The organism is Limnoglobus roseus, from assembly GCF_008254045.1.
GTDB classification, from domain to species: Bacteria; Planctomycetota; Planctomycetia; order Gemmatales; family Gemmataceae; genus Limnoglobus; species Limnoglobus roseus.
Genome location: NZ_CP042425.1, coordinates 5,886,712 through 5,902,098 on the forward strand (window position 1 = coordinate 5,886,712; position 15,387 = coordinate 5,902,098).

General features: G+C 64.8%; 15 protein-coding genes. 9 read left to right on the forward strand and 6 right to left on the reverse strand.

Annotation, left to right across the window (positions count from 1 at the left end):
- Positions 1–14 precede the first annotated feature (14 nt).
- Entirely contained in the window at positions 15–1,847 is a 1,833-nt protein-coding gene (gene dnaK / locus PX52LOC_RS24805; protein WP_149112605.1) for a molecular chaperone DnaK, read from the forward strand.
- A 12-nt stretch (positions 1,848–1,859) separates the two neighbouring features.
- The gene (iscX, locus tag PX52LOC_RS24810; protein WP_149112606.1) at positions 1,860–2,075 is read left to right on the forward strand and encodes a Fe-S cluster assembly protein IscX; all 216 of its coding nucleotides are present in this window, start codon (positions 1,860–1,862) and stop codon (positions 2,073–2,075) included.
- 3 nt (positions 2,076–2,078) lie between these two features.
- On the opposite strand, the gene PX52LOC_RS24815 is transcribed toward iscX, so the two are convergent.
- Both PX52LOC_RS24815 and malQ read right to left on the reverse strand, forming a co-directional pair.
- Positions 2,079–2,978, reverse strand: coding sequence for a DUF4349 domain-containing protein (locus PX52LOC_RS24815; RefSeq protein WP_149112607.1), 900 nt, complete (start codon positions 2,976–2,978; stop codon positions 2,079–2,081).
- 74 nt (positions 2,979–3,052) lie between these two features.
- Complete coding sequence (malQ, locus tag PX52LOC_RS24820) at positions 3,053–4,561, reverse strand: 4-alpha-glucanotransferase (RefSeq protein ID WP_149112608.1); 1,509 nt, start codon at positions 4,559–4,561, stop codon at positions 3,053–3,055.
- Positions 4,562–4,607: 46 nt separating this feature from the next.
- Here malQ and PX52LOC_RS24825 point away from each other — a divergent pair, with 46 nt between their 5' ends.
- Positions 4,608–4,796: a DUF5522 domain-containing protein gene (locus PX52LOC_RS24825; protein WP_149112609.1), complete on the forward strand. Its 189-nt coding sequence runs from the start codon at positions 4,608–4,610 to the stop codon at positions 4,794–4,796.
- Here PX52LOC_RS24825 and PX52LOC_RS24830 read toward each other — a convergent pair.
- From PX52LOC_RS24830 to PX52LOC_RS24840, 3 genes are all read right to left on the reverse strand, one after another.
- Positions 4,791–5,972: a class I SAM-dependent rRNA methyltransferase gene (locus tag PX52LOC_RS24830; RefSeq protein ID WP_149112610.1), complete on the reverse strand. Its 1,182-nt coding sequence runs from the start codon at positions 5,970–5,972 to the stop codon at positions 4,791–4,793. The genes PX52LOC_RS24825 and PX52LOC_RS24830 overlap by 6 nt on opposite strands.
- A 37-nt stretch (positions 5,973–6,009) precedes the next feature.
- Positions 6,010–7,440: a serine/threonine protein kinase gene (locus tag PX52LOC_RS24835; RefSeq protein WP_149112611.1), complete on the reverse strand. Its 1,431-nt coding sequence runs from the start codon at positions 7,438–7,440 to the stop codon at positions 6,010–6,012.
- Positions 7,441–7,598: 158 nt separating this feature from the next.
- A complete protein-coding gene (locus tag PX52LOC_RS24840) occupies positions 7,599–8,636 on the reverse strand; it encodes an aldose 1-epimerase (RefSeq protein ID WP_149112612.1) in 1,038 nt (345 codons plus the stop codon).
- A 111-nt stretch (positions 8,637–8,747) separates the two neighbouring features.
- Here PX52LOC_RS24840 and PX52LOC_RS24845 point away from each other — a divergent pair, with 111 nt between their 5' ends.
- The 4 genes from PX52LOC_RS24845 to PX52LOC_RS24860 all read left to right on the forward strand — a co-directional run bounded on the left by PX52LOC_RS24845 (position 8,748) and on the right by PX52LOC_RS24860 (position 13,065).
- Complete coding sequence (locus tag PX52LOC_RS24845) at positions 8,748–9,776, forward strand: Ldh family oxidoreductase (protein WP_246173458.1); 1,029 nt, start codon at positions 8,748–8,750, stop codon at positions 9,774–9,776.
- Positions 9,777–9,897: 121 nt separating this feature from the next.
- Positions 9,898–10,887 carry a metal ABC transporter substrate-binding protein gene (locus PX52LOC_RS24850; protein ID WP_149112614.1) on the forward strand — a complete coding sequence of 330 codons (990 nt, stop codon included), beginning with the start codon at positions 9,898–9,900 and terminating at the stop codon, positions 10,885–10,887.
- Positions 10,887–11,648 (forward strand): metal ABC transporter ATP-binding protein, encoded by a 762-nt coding sequence (locus tag PX52LOC_RS24855; RefSeq protein WP_149112615.1) that lies wholly within the window; start codon positions 10,887–10,889, stop codon positions 11,646–11,648. Before PX52LOC_RS24850 ends, PX52LOC_RS24855 begins: the two co-directional genes overlap by 1 nt.
- 64 nt (positions 11,649–11,712) lie before the next feature.
- Positions 11,713–13,065, forward strand: a complete 1,353-nt coding sequence (locus PX52LOC_RS24860) for an amidohydrolase (protein ID WP_149112616.1) — start codon at positions 11,713–11,715, stop codon at positions 13,063–13,065.
- Between the two features lie 8 nt (positions 13,066–13,073).
- Here the strand turns inward: PX52LOC_RS24860 and PX52LOC_RS24865 are convergent, their stop codons facing one another.
- Positions 13,074–14,231: a HEAT repeat domain-containing protein gene (locus PX52LOC_RS24865; RefSeq protein ID WP_149112617.1), complete on the reverse strand. Its 1,158-nt coding sequence runs from the start codon at positions 14,229–14,231 to the stop codon at positions 13,074–13,076.
- A 186-nt stretch (positions 14,232–14,417) separates the two neighbouring features.
- Between PX52LOC_RS24865 and PX52LOC_RS24870 the strand changes: the two genes are divergently transcribed.
- Positions 14,418–14,942, forward strand: a complete 525-nt coding sequence (locus tag PX52LOC_RS24870) for a hypothetical protein (protein WP_149112618.1) — start codon at positions 14,418–14,420, stop codon at positions 14,940–14,942.
- Between the two features lie 32 nt (positions 14,943–14,974).
- Positions 14,975–15,346 carry a hypothetical protein gene (locus tag PX52LOC_RS24875; protein ID WP_149112619.1) on the forward strand — a complete coding sequence of 124 codons (372 nt, stop codon included), beginning with the start codon at positions 14,975–14,977 and terminating at the stop codon, positions 15,344–15,346.
- Positions 15,347–15,387: the final 41 nt, after the last annotated feature.

Genomic DNA, 15,387 nt, shown 5'->3' on the forward strand with positions numbered 1-15,387 from the left:
CCTATCATATCTTCATGACCACCCGTAGCTCTGTCGTCGGCATCGACCTTGGTACCACGTTCAGCCTCGCCGCGTTCGTCGAAGACGGTCGGCCACAGGTCGTGCGCGACGAGCAGGGGGCGGCACTCGTGCCCTCGTGCATCAGCTTCCACGACGACGGCACAGTCCTCGTCGGCTCGGCCGCAAAGGAACGCGCACTCTCCGACCCCACGCACACGATCTTCAGCGCCAAACGGTTGATGGGCCGGACGCTCGCGGAGTTGCGCGAAGAGCTAAAGCTCATTCCGCACCAGATCGTCGAGCGGGAATCCGAGGGCGGGCGGAAGGTGCTGATGGTGGAGATCGGCGGCAAGGCGTACACGCCGCAAGAACTCTCCGCGATGCTCCTCAAGGAAGTCCGCAAGCGGGCCGGCAACCCGATGAAGGCCGTCATCACCGTGCCGGCGTACTTCGACGACGCCCAGCGGCAGGCCACCCGCGATGCAGGCCGCATCGCCGGCCTCGACGTGCTGCGGATCGTTAACGAGCCGACGGCTGCGGCTCTGGCCTACGGCCTCGACAAGCGCGACGCCGGCCTGATTGCGGTCTACGACCTTGGCGGCGGAACCTTCGACTGCTCAATCTTACAGGTCACCGACGGCGTCTTCCGCGTGCTGGCCACCAACGGTGACACCTTCCTCGGCGGTGACGACTTCGACCACGCCCTCATGGAAGCCGTCGCCGGGCGGATGGGCGTTGAACTCTCGCAGAAAGACCCGGAACTGCTGCAACACCTCCGCGACGCGGCCGAGAAGACGAAGATCGCACTTTCGGCGCAGGAAGTGGCCGAGTGTGTTGTCGACCTCCCCGGTCGGCCGTTTCGCACGACCTTCAACCGCGGCGAGTTCGAGACGATGATCGCGCCGTTGGTCGATCGCACCCTGGCGAAGTGCCGTGATGCGATGAAGGACGCCGGAAAGACGAGCGTGGACGAAGTCGTCCTCGTCGGCGGGTCGTCGCGGGTGCCGCTGGTGCGGAAGCGTGTCGAGGAGTTTTTCGGCCGCAAGCCGCACACCGACTTCAACCCGGACGAGGTCGTCGCCCTCGGGGCCGCGGTTCAAGCCGACATCCTCGCCGGACGCCGCACCGACGTACTGTTGTTGGACGTGGTGCCACTGTCGCTCGGCATTGAAACGCTCGGCGGCGTCGTGGACAAGGTCATTCACCGCAACAGCACCGTACCGTGCCTCGAAACCGTCCGGTACTCCACGGCGAAGGACAATCAGACAGCAATCCTCGTCAACATCTACCAGGGTGAGCGCGAACTGACGAAGGACTGCCGACTGCTCGGGCAATTCAAGCTCGGCGGCATCCCGCCGATGCCAGCCCAACTGCCGCAGGTCGACATCACGTTCATGCTCGACGCCAACGCGATGTTGAAGGTGACGGCCGTCGAGAAGCGCAGCGGCAAGCAGGCGTCGGTCGAAGTCCGAGCCGCCTTCGGGCTGACGCCGCAGGAGGTGGAAGAGTTGGTGCTGGAGAGTGTCGAACACGCCCACGAAGATTACGCGGCCCGTCAGTTCATCGACTTCAGGAACAAGGCCGAGGGAGACCTTCGCCACACAGAAAAGGCGTTGGAACGAGTCGGCCAAGCCCTCGACGAGATGGTACGCACCGGCATCGCGCAGGCGACCGCAGACCTTAAGGCGGCGATGGCGGGGAAGGATCACCAAGCGTTACAACAGGCGGTTGCACGATTCGGCGATGCAACGCGACCGCTGGCGGAAGTGCAGTGGAATGCCAACCTGAATCAGATGTGGGCAGGCAAGCGAGAAGACGAGATTTCCACGGAGCCGCCTTCGAAGTGAGGACGCGACGCGATGTCACTGAATTGGGACCAACCCCGCGAGATCGGGGAACTGCTGTTCGAGAAGTACGACACCCTCGACCCGCTCAAAGTGCGGTTCACCGACATGCACAAGTGGATTCTCGACCTCGAAGACTTTGTCGGTGAGCCGTCGAAGTCGAACGAGAAAGTTCTCGAAGCGATCCAGATGGCGTGGTACGAAGAGTGGAAGGACGAGTACGGCGACTGACCCTCAGCCGGCGGCCGGGGCGGTCCGCAGAACCCGTCGCCGGGCGTACCACGCGGCCCCGCCGAGTGCCAAGATCAGTGGCAGCCACGGGAAGACGGCAATCGCGAACAGGCAGACCGTCTCGCCGAACGACCGGAGCATGCCGAACGAGGTGGCGAACGTGCCGGTCGCCCGCTCCCCGAACGACGGCGGCTCACTGACCTTTGCCGCGGTCGGCGCGACGTACTCCTCCTTGTCGCGAAGCGTGAGCGAGATCGTTGAGAGCGACGTGAGCTTGCCGAGGGCTTGCAGCCGGGCCTCGGCCCGTTCGATCTGCTCACGGTTCGTGCGGATCTGTTCGCGAATCTTGAAGATGTCGTCCAGCCGTGAGCCGACCTCTTTCAGCAACTTGTTCATCACCTCTTCCTCGGCCTTCAGATTCTTCACGCGGGCTTCGACATCCACGTACTCTTCCGTCACGTCCTGAGAATCGGTGGTGTTGCGAAGCGGGTTGCCGAGGGCCGCGAGCGATTCGACGAGCGGCTGAAAGCTCTCGACCGGAACCTTGATCGTGAACGTGCCGACCCGCTTCTGCCCGGAATCGCCGCGGATTTCCGTTTTCGCGAAGTACGCCTTGTGCTTCTGCATCAGGCCCGCCAGTTCCCGCTGGGCGGTGCCGAAGTCTTTCACCTCTACGTCGAGCGTGCCACTGAAGATGATTTTCCGCTCGGCAGCGACCTCGTTCGCCGGGCCCGGGTTGCCGGCGCCGCCGGCCGCCGGTGGGGCGGCCGGCGGCGCGACCTTCATTTCGTCCAGTGCCGGCGCTTTCTTCGCCGCGGCGGGACTGTTGCCGGGTGGCCCGCTACAGCCCGAAGCGAAAGTCACGACGAAAAGCGCGATGACGCACGCGGATCGGTGCAACATGACGACACCCGGAATCGAAGGGAGAAAGTGTCCAACAGAACGACGTGCGAGGCGGGAATTTATTCCCGCCGATTTCAGACCTTCGACAACTTCGGCTCCGCCGGGACGCGGTTGAACCGCATTGTCAGGTCGGCCACGCGGTCCACCGAGCCGAACGGGAGGTCGGCCCACCGCATCCGCCACTTCCAGTTGCCGGCGGCCTTGCCGGGCACGTTCATCCGGCCCTCGCTGCCCACGGCGATCACGTCTTGCACCGGCGCAACGGCGATCTTCGCGACCGACCCCCACGCCAGTCGCATCATCTCCCAGGCCGGTTCGTGAACCCAGTGGCCTATGTACTCGCCGACCATCGTCTGGTCGTGGCCGTTGAGCGTCCGCCACCAGCCGACGGTGGTGTCGTTGTCGTGCGTGCCGGTGTACGCGATCGTGTCCGGCACGTAGTTGCAAGGCAGGTATTGGTTCTTCGGCGTGTCGAGCGCGAACTGGAGCACCCGCATCCCCGGCAGGCCGAGCGACTCGCGAAGGCTGTCCACGTCCGGCGTGATGACGCCAAGGTCTTCGGCAATGAACGGCAGCGAACCGAGGCGGGCTTGGATCGCGTCGAACAGCTTACGCCCGGGGCCGTCCACCCACTTGCCGTTGCGGGCGTTTGTGTCGGCCGCCGGGATGTGCCACGCCTGGGCGAAACCGCGGAAGTGGTCGAGGCGGATCAAGTCGACTTGCTTGAGCGTTTGCCGCACGCGGGCGATCCACCAGGCGTAACCCTCGGCGTGCATCGCCTTCCAGTCGTAGATCGGGTTCCCCCAGTGCTGGCCGTCGGCGCTGAAGTAGTCCGGCGGCACGCCCGCGACCACCGACGGCTTGCAGAGGCCGTCCACGAGGAAGAGCTTCGGGTTCGCCCACACGTCGGCCGAGTCGCCCGAGACGAAGATCGGGATGTCGCCGATGATCCGAATCTTCTTGGCCGCGGCGTAGGCCCTCAAGGCGGTCCACTGGCGGTCGAAGAGGAACTGACAGAACTGGTGCAGTTCGATCTCGTTCCGCAGCTTTGCCTTCGCCGCCTGAAGGACTTTCGGCTCCCGCCGGATCAAGTCCGCGGGCCACTTCACGAGCGGCACGGCTTTCAACTCCGTGCGGACGGCCATGAACAGCGCGTAATCGTCGAGCCACTGCTGCTCGCGGTGGCAGTATTCTTCAAAGAGCGTCCGCAACTTCGGCGCGTGCCCGGCGTGGAAGTGCTGCCACGCTTGCTGCAACAGGCCGGCCTTGAACGGCACGACGTTGACCGAGTCGAAGTGTTCGTCGGGGAACCACCGGCCGGACCACGCACTCGCCGGGAGCAGTCCGTCGCGCTCGAGCAGTTCCGGGCTGAGGAGGTTGACGTTCCCCGCGAACGCCGAGAACGACTGGTACGGCGAGTCGCCGAACCCGGTCGGCCCGAGGGGCAGGATTTGCCACCACGACTGCTTCATGGCCGCGAGCGTGTCCACCCACCGGTACGCGGTCGGCCCGATGTCGCCGACACCGAACGGGCTGGGTAAACTGGTCGGGTGGAGCAACAGTCCGGATGATCGCACGAGCATGGAAGAAGTCCTTTCTCTTCCGCTCATGATACGGAGCGGGCCAGCGATGGACGAAAAGCCGACGCCCCGCCCGCTCGTTGAGAACCGTGACTATTACCTGGAAAACGGGAAGTGGGTTTTCACCGCGTTGTTCTTGCGAGAACGCGGGTACTGTTGCGAGAACCGCTGCCGCCACTGCCCCTACGGGTTCCCGCAGAAGGCGAGTGACGGCGACGCGAAAGGGGTGGAATCATGACACGCGGGCGAAGACGGCCTTGAGGTACCGGCCCTCTTGGACGTGGGCCAGGAACGGGTGGTCGGCCCCCGCGCCGCTGACCCGGAAAATCTGTAAGTGCCGCCCGGCCTGCCAGGCCGCCCGACGGAGCATTTCTAGGAAGTCCGGCTCGCTCACGAGGCCGGTACACGAGCAGGACAGGAACACGCCGCCCGGTGAGACGACCTGCATCGCGAGGCGGTTCATGTCGGTGTATTTCCGCAGTGCCCCCTCCACGTCTTCACGGTCGCGCGTGAGCTTGGCCGGGTCGAGGACGACCACGTCGAACCGCTCGCCGTTCGGGATGGCGTCGCGCAGCCACGGGAACAGGTCGGACTGAATGAACCGCACGGACACGCCGTTCAACTTCGCGTTCTGCTTCGCCAACTCGATGACCTGCTCGTCAAGGTCGAGGCCGATGGACTCGCTCGCACCGCCGGCCGCCTTCGCGTACACGGCAAATCCGCCGGTGTTGCAACAAATGTCGAGGACGCGCTTCCCGCCGCAGAACTCGCTCAGGAACTTGCGGTTGTCTCGCTGGTCGAGGAAGAACCCAGTCTTGTGCTTCGTCCCCGGCGCGACGCGGAACTTCAACCCGTGTTCGTGGATCACCTCCGGCGGCGGCGGCTCCGGGCTGCGGCAGTCGAACGATTCCTGCTTGCCGACGTGCTCTTCCGCGAACCAGTAGAACTTCGAGTCGGGGAACTCGGCCGCGAGCGTGTCGATGATGATTTGTCGCACGCGGAACATGCCGGCGGCGAAGAACTCGACGACGATGGTCGAGCCGAACTTGTCGACCACGAGGCCGCTCAGGTCGTCGGCCTCCGAGTGGACGAGCCGGTAAGCGTTCGTCACACGGTCGAGTTGAAGCATGTCCTTCCGCAAGGCGACGGCGGCGCGAATCTTCTTGCGGAAGAAGTCGGCGTCAATCTGCTCGTCGCGGTTGCTCGTGAGGACGCGGACGGAGATGCGGGAGTGGCCGTTGTAGAACCCGCGGGCGACCCACTGGCCGCCGCGGTCTTCGATGTCCACGATGGTGCCGCCGAGTAACCGCGTGTGCGGCTTCTCCACCATCTTTTGGAAAATCCACGGGTGTGACGATCGGCGTTCGATCTTGAGGCGAACGGTCGGTAGGGCGGTGGGTGGCTTGTCACTCATCCCGTTAGTCTACGGCCGCGTCAACGCCTGCCGAGGATTACACGGCCATCAGGAACATGCGGAGGACGTTGTAGATGTCCTCGCACCGCTCTTGCCAGACGGCCAGATCGTCCGGCATGAAGTCCTTGATCGGGTGGAACGAGACGCACACCGCCACCCGGTTGGCGTCGGTGTTTTGCATCTGCAAGTTCACTTCCATCGGCTCTTCGCCGCGCTGCACGCCTTGAGTCCGCCGCGTGAGCCAGCCGATCACGCCGCTTCGCGTCGGCTTGCCGTTCCAGTCGGGCGGCAGGCCGAGGTGCATCTTGACGTGGCCCGGCTGGCTGTCTAGGACGGTGCCGTTCACTTCGGCGACGAACCCCTTGATCTTCATGGCCGCGAGTTTCGGCGAGAGCATTGCCTCGAACTTGTCGAAGAACGTGAACTGGTCTTCCAGCGAACCGGGGGCGGGGATGTCCACCATCGTCTTGTCGACGATGGTCATGGAGAGCGTCTGCTGGCCGGGGCAGAACGTCGATTGATCGGCCGGGGCCGTTTCGTGCCAAATCTCTTGCCCGACCGCCTGCCCGAAGTGGCGGGCCAATTCGCGGGCCGTCGGGTGCCGTTCGCTGGCGAACTTACTCAGAGCGCATTGGACGACGCCCTCGACGGCGGGCGACACGTCGCGGACGTCCAATCGCGAGAACCGTGGCGGTGGTTGCTGGGCGTGGGCGAGGACAATCTGGCTGATGGTCGGGTAGTCGAACGGCAGGCGGCCGGTGAACATCTCGAACAGCATCACACCGACGGCGTAGAGGTCGGCGCGGTGGTCGACGCTGTCGCCGCGGACCATCTCGGGGCTGACGTAGGCCGGCGTGCCGAGCGCGCTGACCGTGCCGTCGTCGGTCAACTCCGACATGGGGATGTGCGGCCGCTCGGTGAACCCGGCGAAGCCGAAGTCCATCACCTTCACGCCTTCGTTGGGCGTATTGAACCCCGTCACCATGATGTTCGCCGGCTTCAAGTCGCGGTGCATGATGCCGGCGTCGTGGGCCGCCTGGAGCGCGTGGCAGAGTTGACCGACGAGTTTCGCGATCCGCCGCGGGTGCCACCGCGGGTACTGTTGAATCAGGTCTTCGAGGGTGGTGCCGTGAACGTATTCGAGAACGAGGCACGGGCCGATCGGGTCGTCGAGCGAGGCGTCGAAGAGCTGTACGACGTAGGGGTGGTTGAACCGCGTCATCGACACGACTTCGCTGTCGAAGAACTGACGGAACCGCGGGTTCGCGACGAGGTGCGGTTTGATCCGCTTCACCACGACCTGTTGGTCCGCGAACTCCGTCGGCCGGGCGAGGTAGACCTCGCCGTTGCTCCCCTCGCCGATCAGTTGGAGCAGCTCGAAGTGGCCGAGGACGCGGTGGCCGATGATGCTCTGCCGCGTCGGCGGAATCGAGGTCGGGGTGCGTTTCGACTTATTGAGCCAACCCATCGGGGCCTGCCTACGGTCGCGGTCGTGGTCTTACATCGGGCGTACCGAACCGTAGGTCGGAGACACAACCCGAGCAAGCCAACACCGCGGCCCGTGGCCCCGAGCGTTGTAAGTTTTCGGATTCAGTCGAATCCGGCGCAAAGTGATGTTAACGTGTGTTACGAAGCGGAACTATTTCGCGGCTCCAATCGGTACTCCACGCTCGCACGAAAGACTTCGCCTGCGGGCAGAACTCGCCACCCCGCGTCGGTGCCGTTCGCCTCAAGGTTGGCGGCATCGTTCGCGCAAGTGTACGGCTCGATGGCGACTGCCTTGCGGTGCGCGGGCGTGAACAGCAACAGTTCGCGGAAGACCGGGTCCACGGCCACGACGAGCCGCGTCGAACCCGCAGCGGCTTCCAGCCGGGCGACTTCTTCGAGGGGATCGTTGCCCGTTTTCTTTGGCGAGAGCGTGCCGTAAAGGGTGTCGAGCACCACGCCGTCAACGGACCGGGCGGACTGGAAGTCCAACTGTTCCGGGGCCGGAATTTTCTGCCCGGTCGGGAGGCCCTCTTCCAATACCCAGACGGTCGAGGCGTGAGCCGTGACGACCCAATCCGCGATTCCTTCGACCCCACCGGGGGCGCGGAAGTACGGATGGTAGCCGATCCCGAAGGGCAGGTCCTTCCCATCGGCCGCGTCCACGACGGCTTCCACTCGCAAAGTCTTCGCGCTCAGGCGGTAGGTCAACCGTAAGCGGGCATCGGCGGGCCAGTAGTCCACCGCCTGCGGGGCGTCCTTCGAAATTTGAAACTCCCCCGTCACGAAGGCCGAATCGGCCGAACAACCGTGATCGACGACCCGCCACGGAATCCGCGGCGTGAAGCCGTGGATGGCGTGCTTGCCGCTCGATTCGTTCAGCGGGAGTTGGTACTCCTTCCCCTGGAACGTGAAGCAGCCTGCCCGCATCCGGTTGGGGAAGGGGAACAGCACCGGGTGCCCGCTCCGCGTCGGCACGGGGTTTTGGTCCCAGTCGGGGGCCGTGAACAGGATGTCTTCCATCGGTCCGCCATCGGCCCGCACCTGCCACCGCAGGCAGTTGAAGCCGTGTGTCGGCCACACCTCTGCCCGCACGCAGCCGGTGGCGTCGGCCAGGACGTAGGCTGTTCCCTTGCGGTCGCCGGCCTGAACTTCGGCCGTCGTGATGTTGAAGGCCATCGGTCTTCCTCGGGGGTGCGGGTGCGATGCCGCGGGCAAGGGCAGGTCGTAACTTGGCTCTACCCTTCCACGCTCTCCCGGTGTTGTATGCCGACCTTCCAAGCAGAACCATTGACGGCTTTCGCCGAGTCACTCTTCGTTGCCGCCGGCGTGCCGGCCGACGACGCGAGGGTCGTCAGTCGCCACCTCGTCGATGCGAACCTCTGTGGCCACGACTCACACGGCGTGATGCGCGTCCCGCAATATCTCCAGTTCTTGAACGAGGGCAAGTACCGGGCGAACGTCCCACTCGACGTCCTGAACGAAACCCCGGCCGTCGTTGCCGCCGATGCGAACTGGGGCCTGGGACAAGTTCAGGCGCACCGGCTCCTTGCGAAACTGGCGGGGAAGGCGGAAACCCTCGGCGTTGCCTCCGGCACGCTCCGCAACAGCGGCCACGTCGGGCGACTGGGTGAGTACGCCGAGACGGTCGCCGCGAAGGGGCTAGCGCTCATCGCCGCGGTGAACTCTCACGGGGCCGGCCGGCGAGTCGCGCCGCCGGGCGGGCGGGAAGGGCGGATCAGCACGAATCCGATTTGCATGGGCGTGCCGACCGCGACCGACCCCGTCGTCCTCGACTTCGGGACGAGCGTGGCCGCGGAGGGGAAGGTTCGTGTTCACTTCCAAAAGAACGAACCCGCTCCCGCCGGCTGGCTGATCGACGCCGAGGGTCAGCCGACGACCAACCCGGCCGTGCTGTATCAAGACCCGCGCGGCACAATCCTGCCGTTCGGCGGCTCGCAGGCGTACAAGGGATTCGGCCTCGGCCTCTTGCTCGACCTGCTCGCGGGCGGTCTCTCCGGCGGGGCGTGCAGCAATCCGGGGGCACCCCTCGCGGGCATCGGCAACACGCTCGTGTTCGTGGTACTGAACCCGGCCCTGTTCGGTGGTGCGGAACACTTCCTGAACGCAACGACCGGCCTGACGACCTACGTCCGCGATTGCCCCCGGGCGGACGGCGTGGACCGGATCACGTTGCCCGGCGATCCCGAACGTGACACGAAGCGAACCCGGCTCGCGACCGGCATCACGATCCCGGACGGGACGTGGCAACTACTGGTGAAAGAAGCCGGTCGGCTGGCCGTGCCGGTGCCCGCGTAACTGCCCGGCGAGTGCTTCCGGCCTCGAAAAGAATTCTCCGCGCGAACTTGCAGGCGTGGTTCGGCGTAGGTATCATATCTCTGGTATTACCTCGTTAGCCCCGATAACAGGTTGGCTTACCATGTCACGTCGTCCGATTGCCGCGGCCTTCTTCGTCGTGTCTGCGTTGCTCACCGCCGTTACCGTCGGGTGTTCGCCCGCGGACCAATCACCGGCGTGGCCGGCGAAGCCGGGACTGAAAGTTTTGGCCTCGTTCGCCCCGATTCAATGCCTCGTGATGAACGTGGCCGGCGACGACGCGAACGTGCAAGTCCTCTTCGGCGACGAGGGGCCGCACCACATCAAGGACAACCCCGGCCACGTCAAACTCTTCGCCGGCGCGGACGTGGTTTATACCAACGGTCTCGGCCTTGAGACGCGGAACGTGAAGACGATACAGAAGGCGACGAGCAAGCAAGTGCCCGTCGTCGCTCTCGGCGACCTGCTGCCCGAAAACATGCGACTGATGGGCGGGTGTGACTGCTGCAAGGACGAGGACGGCAAGGAAGGGGAGCACGACCACGAGCACGGCGATTTCGACCCGCACGTCTGGCTCGGGATCGACCAGGCCGTGAAAATGGTCGAAGCGATCCGCGACGATCTCCAGAAACGCGACCCGGCACACGCCGACAATTACGCCACCCGTGCGACCGCCTACATCGCGAAGCTCAATAACGTGAAGGCCGACGGGCAGGCGATGATGAAGGACAAGTCGGAGAAGCAGTTCATCAGCTTCCACGATTCCCTGTCCTATTTCGCGAAGAACTTTGGCCTGAAGGCCCCCGAAGTGATCCAACTCGTGCCAGGCCAAGAGCCGACGCAGAAGCAGTTGACATCCTTGATGGATCGCTGCGAGAAGAAGAAAATCCGCGTCATCGCCATCGAACCGCAGTACGGCTCGGGTACGTCGGCGAAGGCCGTCGCCGACGCCCTGAAGGTGAAGGGCTTGAGCGACGTGCAGATGATCGTTGTGGACCCGCTTGAGACGACGGCCGAGGGCGAGTTCAACGCCGGTTGGTACGAGGCCAAGATGCGGGCGAATCTGGAAGCACTCGCGAAGGCGCTCAAGTAATGCCGATCCACCTGCCGGTCGAAGACACCGGACCGCCGACGGTTGCGATTCGCAAATTGTGCGTCAACCGCGGCGGCCGGCCGATTCTCTCCGACTTGTCGTGTGACATCCCACGCGGCAAAATCACCGCCATCGTCGGTCTGAACGGGTGCGGCAAGTCCACGCTCTTGCGCACCCTCGTCGGTGAGTTCCGCTACACCGGCACTATTCAGTTCGCGTGCGGCGAAGATCACTCGAAGCCGCGGCCGGACCACGTCGGCTACGTGCCGCAACGCTTGAGCATCGAGGCGTCGCTGCCGATCACCGTTCGCGACCTTCTCGGGTTAACCCTGCAGCGCTGGCCAATCTTCTTCGGCGTATCGAGCCGAGTCATTCGCAAGATGACGCCGATGCTCGACCGCGTCGGTGTGCCGCCGCGGTTGCTGGACGTGCCGATCGACGGCCTGTCCGGCGGGCAGTTGCAGCGCGTCATGCTAGCGCTCGCCCTGGAACCGAAGCCGGAATTATTGCTCCTCGACGAACCGTCCGCTGGGATCGACTTCAAGGACCAAGAGAGCTTCAACAGCCTTCTTGCCGAGATTAACGATCAGTCGGGGACCACGATCATCCTCGTTTCCCACGACCTGAACACGCTGAGCCGTTTCGCCGACCGCGTCCTGTGCCTGCGCAACGGTCGGATCATCTCCGAGGGGAAGCCGGCAGAGGTGCTCACGCCAGAGTCGATCGCGAAAACCTTCGGCCCCGTCCTCGCCGCGGTTTAACTCTTTCGCACCGCTCGAATGTCCGGTATCGTCAACGCTTCCCTCTCCACCACGAGGAACGCGAATGACGCGCTGCAACATCTTGCTCATCTCACTGCTCTTGCTCGCCACACGACCCGGGTCGGCCGACCCGCCCAAGCCGGAGGCGGTGAAGCCCGACGTCAAGCCGTTGTTGGCCCTCGTGGACGGCAAGGTCGAGACTGAGATCAAGAGTCTGATCGGCCTCTACACGCACTTCCATACGCACCCCGAGTTGTCGCTGCACGAGGTGGAGTCGGCCGCCAAGATTGCCGAGGAACTGCGCGGCCTCGGCTTCACCGTCACGGAGAAGGTCGGCGGCACGGGCGTGGTTGCCGTCTTGAAGAACGGCCCCGGCCCAACAGTTCTCGTGCGGGCCGACATGGATGCTCTGCCGGTGACAGAGCAGACCGGCGTACCGTATGCGTCGAAGGTTCGCACGAAGAACCGCGAGGGCATCGACGTGGGCGTGATGCACGCCTGCGGGCACGACATTCACATGGCGAACCTCATCGGCACGGCCCGTGTGCTCACGTCGCTGAAGGACCGCTGGGCCGGTACGCTCATGTTGATCGCACAACCGGCCGAGGAGATCGGCGCGGGCGCGCGGGCGATGCTAGAAGACGGCCTGTTCAAGCGGTTCCCGAAGCCGGACTATTGCCTGGCTCTGCACTCGGACGCGCTCGCGAAGATCGGCACGGTCCGCTACAGCGAGGGGTTGGCCCTCGCCAACGTGGACACCGTGGACGTGACCGTCTACGGCCGGGGCGGGCACGGCGCGTCGCCGCACACGACGATTGACCCGATTGTGCTGGCGTCGCGGATCGTGCTCGACTTGCAAACGATCGTGAGCCGTGAGGTGAACCCGACCGACCCGGCCGTGGTGACGGTCGGCTCGATCCACGGCGGGACGAAGCACAACATCATCCCGAACGAGGTGAAGTTACAAATCACGGTGCGCAGCACGAAGGACACCGTCCGCGATCACGTCTTGAAGGCGATCGACCGCATCTGCAAGGCCGCCGCCGACGGGGCGCGGGCACCGGCCCCGACCGTGAAGGTGAACCTCGACGAGTATACCCCCTCGACCCTCAACGACGTGGCCCTAACGCGGAAGACGATCGCGGTGTTCCGCGAAATCCTCGACGACAAGAACGTCATCGAGCGGCCGCCGATCATGGGCGGCGAGGACTTCGGGCGTTACGGTCGCGAAGGGGTGCCGATCTTCATGTACTTCCTCGGCACGATTCCTGACGATCGCTTCGCGGAGTCGGAACGGCCGGCCGGAAAGCCCCTGCCGTCGATGCACTCGGACAGCTACGCCCCGGCCCCGGAACCGAGCCTCCGCACCGGCGTCCGCACGATGAGCATGGCCGTCCTGAACCTGATGAAGAAATAGCCGGTGGGTTACGGCTTCTTCACCGGCGGTGGGGCGACCGGCGCGGGGGCGGCCGCCTTCTTGCCGCTGATGATGTCGATGGCCTGGCCCGCGAGATCCTTCAAGCCCTCGTCCTTCGACGTGGCCTTGATCTTTTCCAACTCCGGGAGGGCGGGCCGGGCCAGCATTTCCAGGGCCGCCAGGGCGTTCATCGCCTCCGCGACCGTGCCGGTGTCGTCGGACTTGAGCGCGTCGACCATGATCGGCACGAACGGCTTCGACCGCTCGTTCAGGAGCGCCAGCGCCCGCAGGGCGGCGATGCGGCCGCCGACGTCCGCCGCCGGGATGAAGTCGGCGATTTTCTTGATCGTCGCGTCGTTCAACTGCGAGCCGTCGTACAGCATGAGCAGCACGTTCAGCCAGACCTGAATCGCCTTATCCTTCTCGTCTTTCAATTGGTCGTTTACCGCCCGGAAGTACGGGCCGATCACGGTCGGGTATTCGGTCGGGTTCTCCACCACCGGCGGCCCCATGACGACGAGTGCCTGGACCAACTCCAACCGCACCGGCACCGACTTCTCGTGTCGGATGCGCTTGGAGATGGCGTCGAGCGCCTGCCGGCTGGGGGACGTTTTTTTTTCGTTCGGCCGGCCGATCAGCCCCATCGTTTGCGCTACGGCCCGGCGGGTTTCCCACGACGGATCCTCCATCGCGTTGCTCAGTTCCGACAGGGCATCGTTCGCGTAAATGGCATAGTTCGCCAGTCCGCGAGCGGTTTGGAGCTTGTACGGACTGCCCTGCGGCGACGTGTTGAGGATCACTTTAAGGAGGTCCACCAGCTTCTTGCCCTCGTCGGACGTCTCTGCCCCGATGCTGCTGAGGACGACGAGCAAACTGACCTTCACGCCGGGGTCTGTTTCCTTTCGCACGGCGGTCATCAGCGGCAGCAACGACTCTTTCCGCGCGGGCGGGCCGAACAGCGGGATCGCCTTGATCGCCGTCTCGCGCATCGCCCCGTCTGGAGAGTCTTTCAGCTCTGCGAGCCAGCCCTTCAAGTCCTTCCCGCCGACCTCCTTCGGCCATTCGTGGGGCTTGACCGCGGCCGGGGCGGCTGGGGCCGGTACGGGTTGCCCACGCCCGGCGCCGACCGACAAGGCCAGGAAAAGGAGAGCGGAGGTTTTACGCATCGGGAGTCCTCAAATTCGGTGTCGTTCAGGATACCGCGCGGGGCGGGGGAGGCACACTCCAACCGCGAACCGTCACCGTTCGAAACTGACGAGGGCACCCTTCGTTGGCCGAGAGTTTCGGGAAGCGGAATCGGAGAAGGTGAGTTACAATATCGAGCGATAGTGTCGCCCCGGAGTAGCCGATTCATGCCGATCAACGCGACCTGCCAACAGTGCGGGGCTACTCTGCCCGTCCCGGACGAATATGCGGGAAAATCGGTGCGATGCGGCGGCTGCCAAGGGGTGGTGAACGTGCCCGCGCGGGCGGAGGCGGCCCCTAACGTGCCCGTAGCGAAGGCCCCGCGTGCCCGGCCCGTTGCCGTCCCCGTTGCGGCGAAAGAACGGCCGGCACCCAAGCCCGAAGTGCCCGTTCCCAAGGCGCGGAAGGCTCGCGAAGAGGATGACGCGGAACCGGACGACGAACCGAAGGCCCGAACTTCGGCGAAACGCCGCCCGATTGCCAAACGACGGCGGGAATCGGTGCTGACACCCACGGCGTTCAAGTGGCTGTCTCTGTTCCTCGTGACCGGGACGGTGGGACTCGGAGTCTTGGCGTACGCCGGGTGGGGGGCTTCGCGAAAGAATGACGGAACGGCCTTCATCCCCGCAGAAGTGCCACCCGCCCCGCAACCGGACCGAGTGATGCCCGTCGCGCCACCCAACCTTCCGTGATTGCCGCCCCGAAGAACCTCCCGGAGACCGTCATGGCAATCGAAGTCAAATGCCCGACGTGCGGGGCCGTGCTGCCGGCCCCGGACGAGTTCGCGGGTCAGAAAATTCGCTGTGCCGACTGTGAAGCGATCGTCGACGTGCCGGCCGCGCTTGATCCGCCACCTCTTCCCGTGGCGCGGCCGCGGCCGAAGCGCGAAGAACCCGACGAGCGAAGGGATGACGAAGACGAGCCTTTACCGACCCGGAAGCCGAAAAAAGAGTGGGACGACGACCCGGATCGTCCACGCGGCCAAGTCGCCAACGTGTTGACGGGCACGGCCGTGGCTTGGTTGTTACTACTCGGTTTGCTGTCGTGTGCGGGCTTGGCCATCGTCGGAATGGCGCTGATCCCGGTGAAAGGCTGACGGGTTCCGGTGAAGTGCGGTGGCGAAGGAGCGGTTCGACC

Bases quoted from the DNA above. Each gene is read 5' to 3' on its own strand.
- PX52LOC_RS24875 (WP_149112619.1), top strand. From the start codon at position 14,975: ATGGCAATCGAAGTCAAATGCCCGACGTGCGGGGCCGTGCTGCCGGCC.
- PX52LOC_RS24840 (WP_149112612.1), bottom strand. From the start codon at position 8,636: ATGGCCTTCAACATCACGACGGCCGAAGTTCAGGCCGGCGACCGCAAG.
- PX52LOC_RS24830 (WP_149112610.1), bottom strand. From the start codon at position 5,972: ATGAGTGACAAGCCACCCACCGCCCTACCGACCGTTCGCCTCAAGATC.
- dnaK (WP_149112605.1), top strand. From the start codon at position 15: ATGACCACCCGTAGCTCTGTCGTCGGCATCGACCTTGGTACCACGTTC.
- PX52LOC_RS24860 (WP_149112616.1), top strand. From the start codon at position 11,713: ATGACGCGCTGCAACATCTTGCTCATCTCACTGCTCTTGCTCGCCACA.
- PX52LOC_RS24850 (WP_149112614.1), top strand. From the start codon at position 9,898: ATGTCACGTCGTCCGATTGCCGCGGCCTTCTTCGTCGTGTCTGCGTTG.
- PX52LOC_RS24855 (WP_149112615.1), top strand. From the start codon at position 10,887: ATGCCGATCCACCTGCCGGTCGAAGACACCGGACCGCCGACGGTTGCG.
- PX52LOC_RS24815 (WP_149112607.1), bottom strand. From the start codon at position 2,978: ATGTTGCACCGATCCGCGTGCGTCATCGCGCTTTTCGTCGTGACTTTC.
- PX52LOC_RS24825 (WP_149112609.1), top strand. From the start codon at position 4,608: ATGGACGAAAAGCCGACGCCCCGCCCGCTCGTTGAGAACCGTGACTAT.
- malQ (WP_149112608.1), bottom strand. From the start codon at position 4,561: ATGCTCGTGCGATCATCCGGACTGTTGCTCCACCCGACCAGTTTACCC.
- PX52LOC_RS24865 (WP_149112617.1), bottom strand. From the start codon at position 14,231: ATGCGTAAAACCTCCGCTCTCCTTTTCCTGGCCTTGTCGGTCGGCGCC.
- PX52LOC_RS24870 (WP_149112618.1), top strand. From the start codon at position 14,418: ATGCCGATCAACGCGACCTGCCAACAGTGCGGGGCTACTCTGCCCGTC.
- iscX (WP_149112606.1), top strand. From the start codon at position 1,860: ATGTCACTGAATTGGGACCAACCCCGCGAGATCGGGGAACTGCTGTTC.
- PX52LOC_RS24835 (WP_149112611.1), bottom strand. From the start codon at position 7,440: ATGGGTTGGCTCAATAAGTCGAAACGCACCCCGACCTCGATTCCGCCG.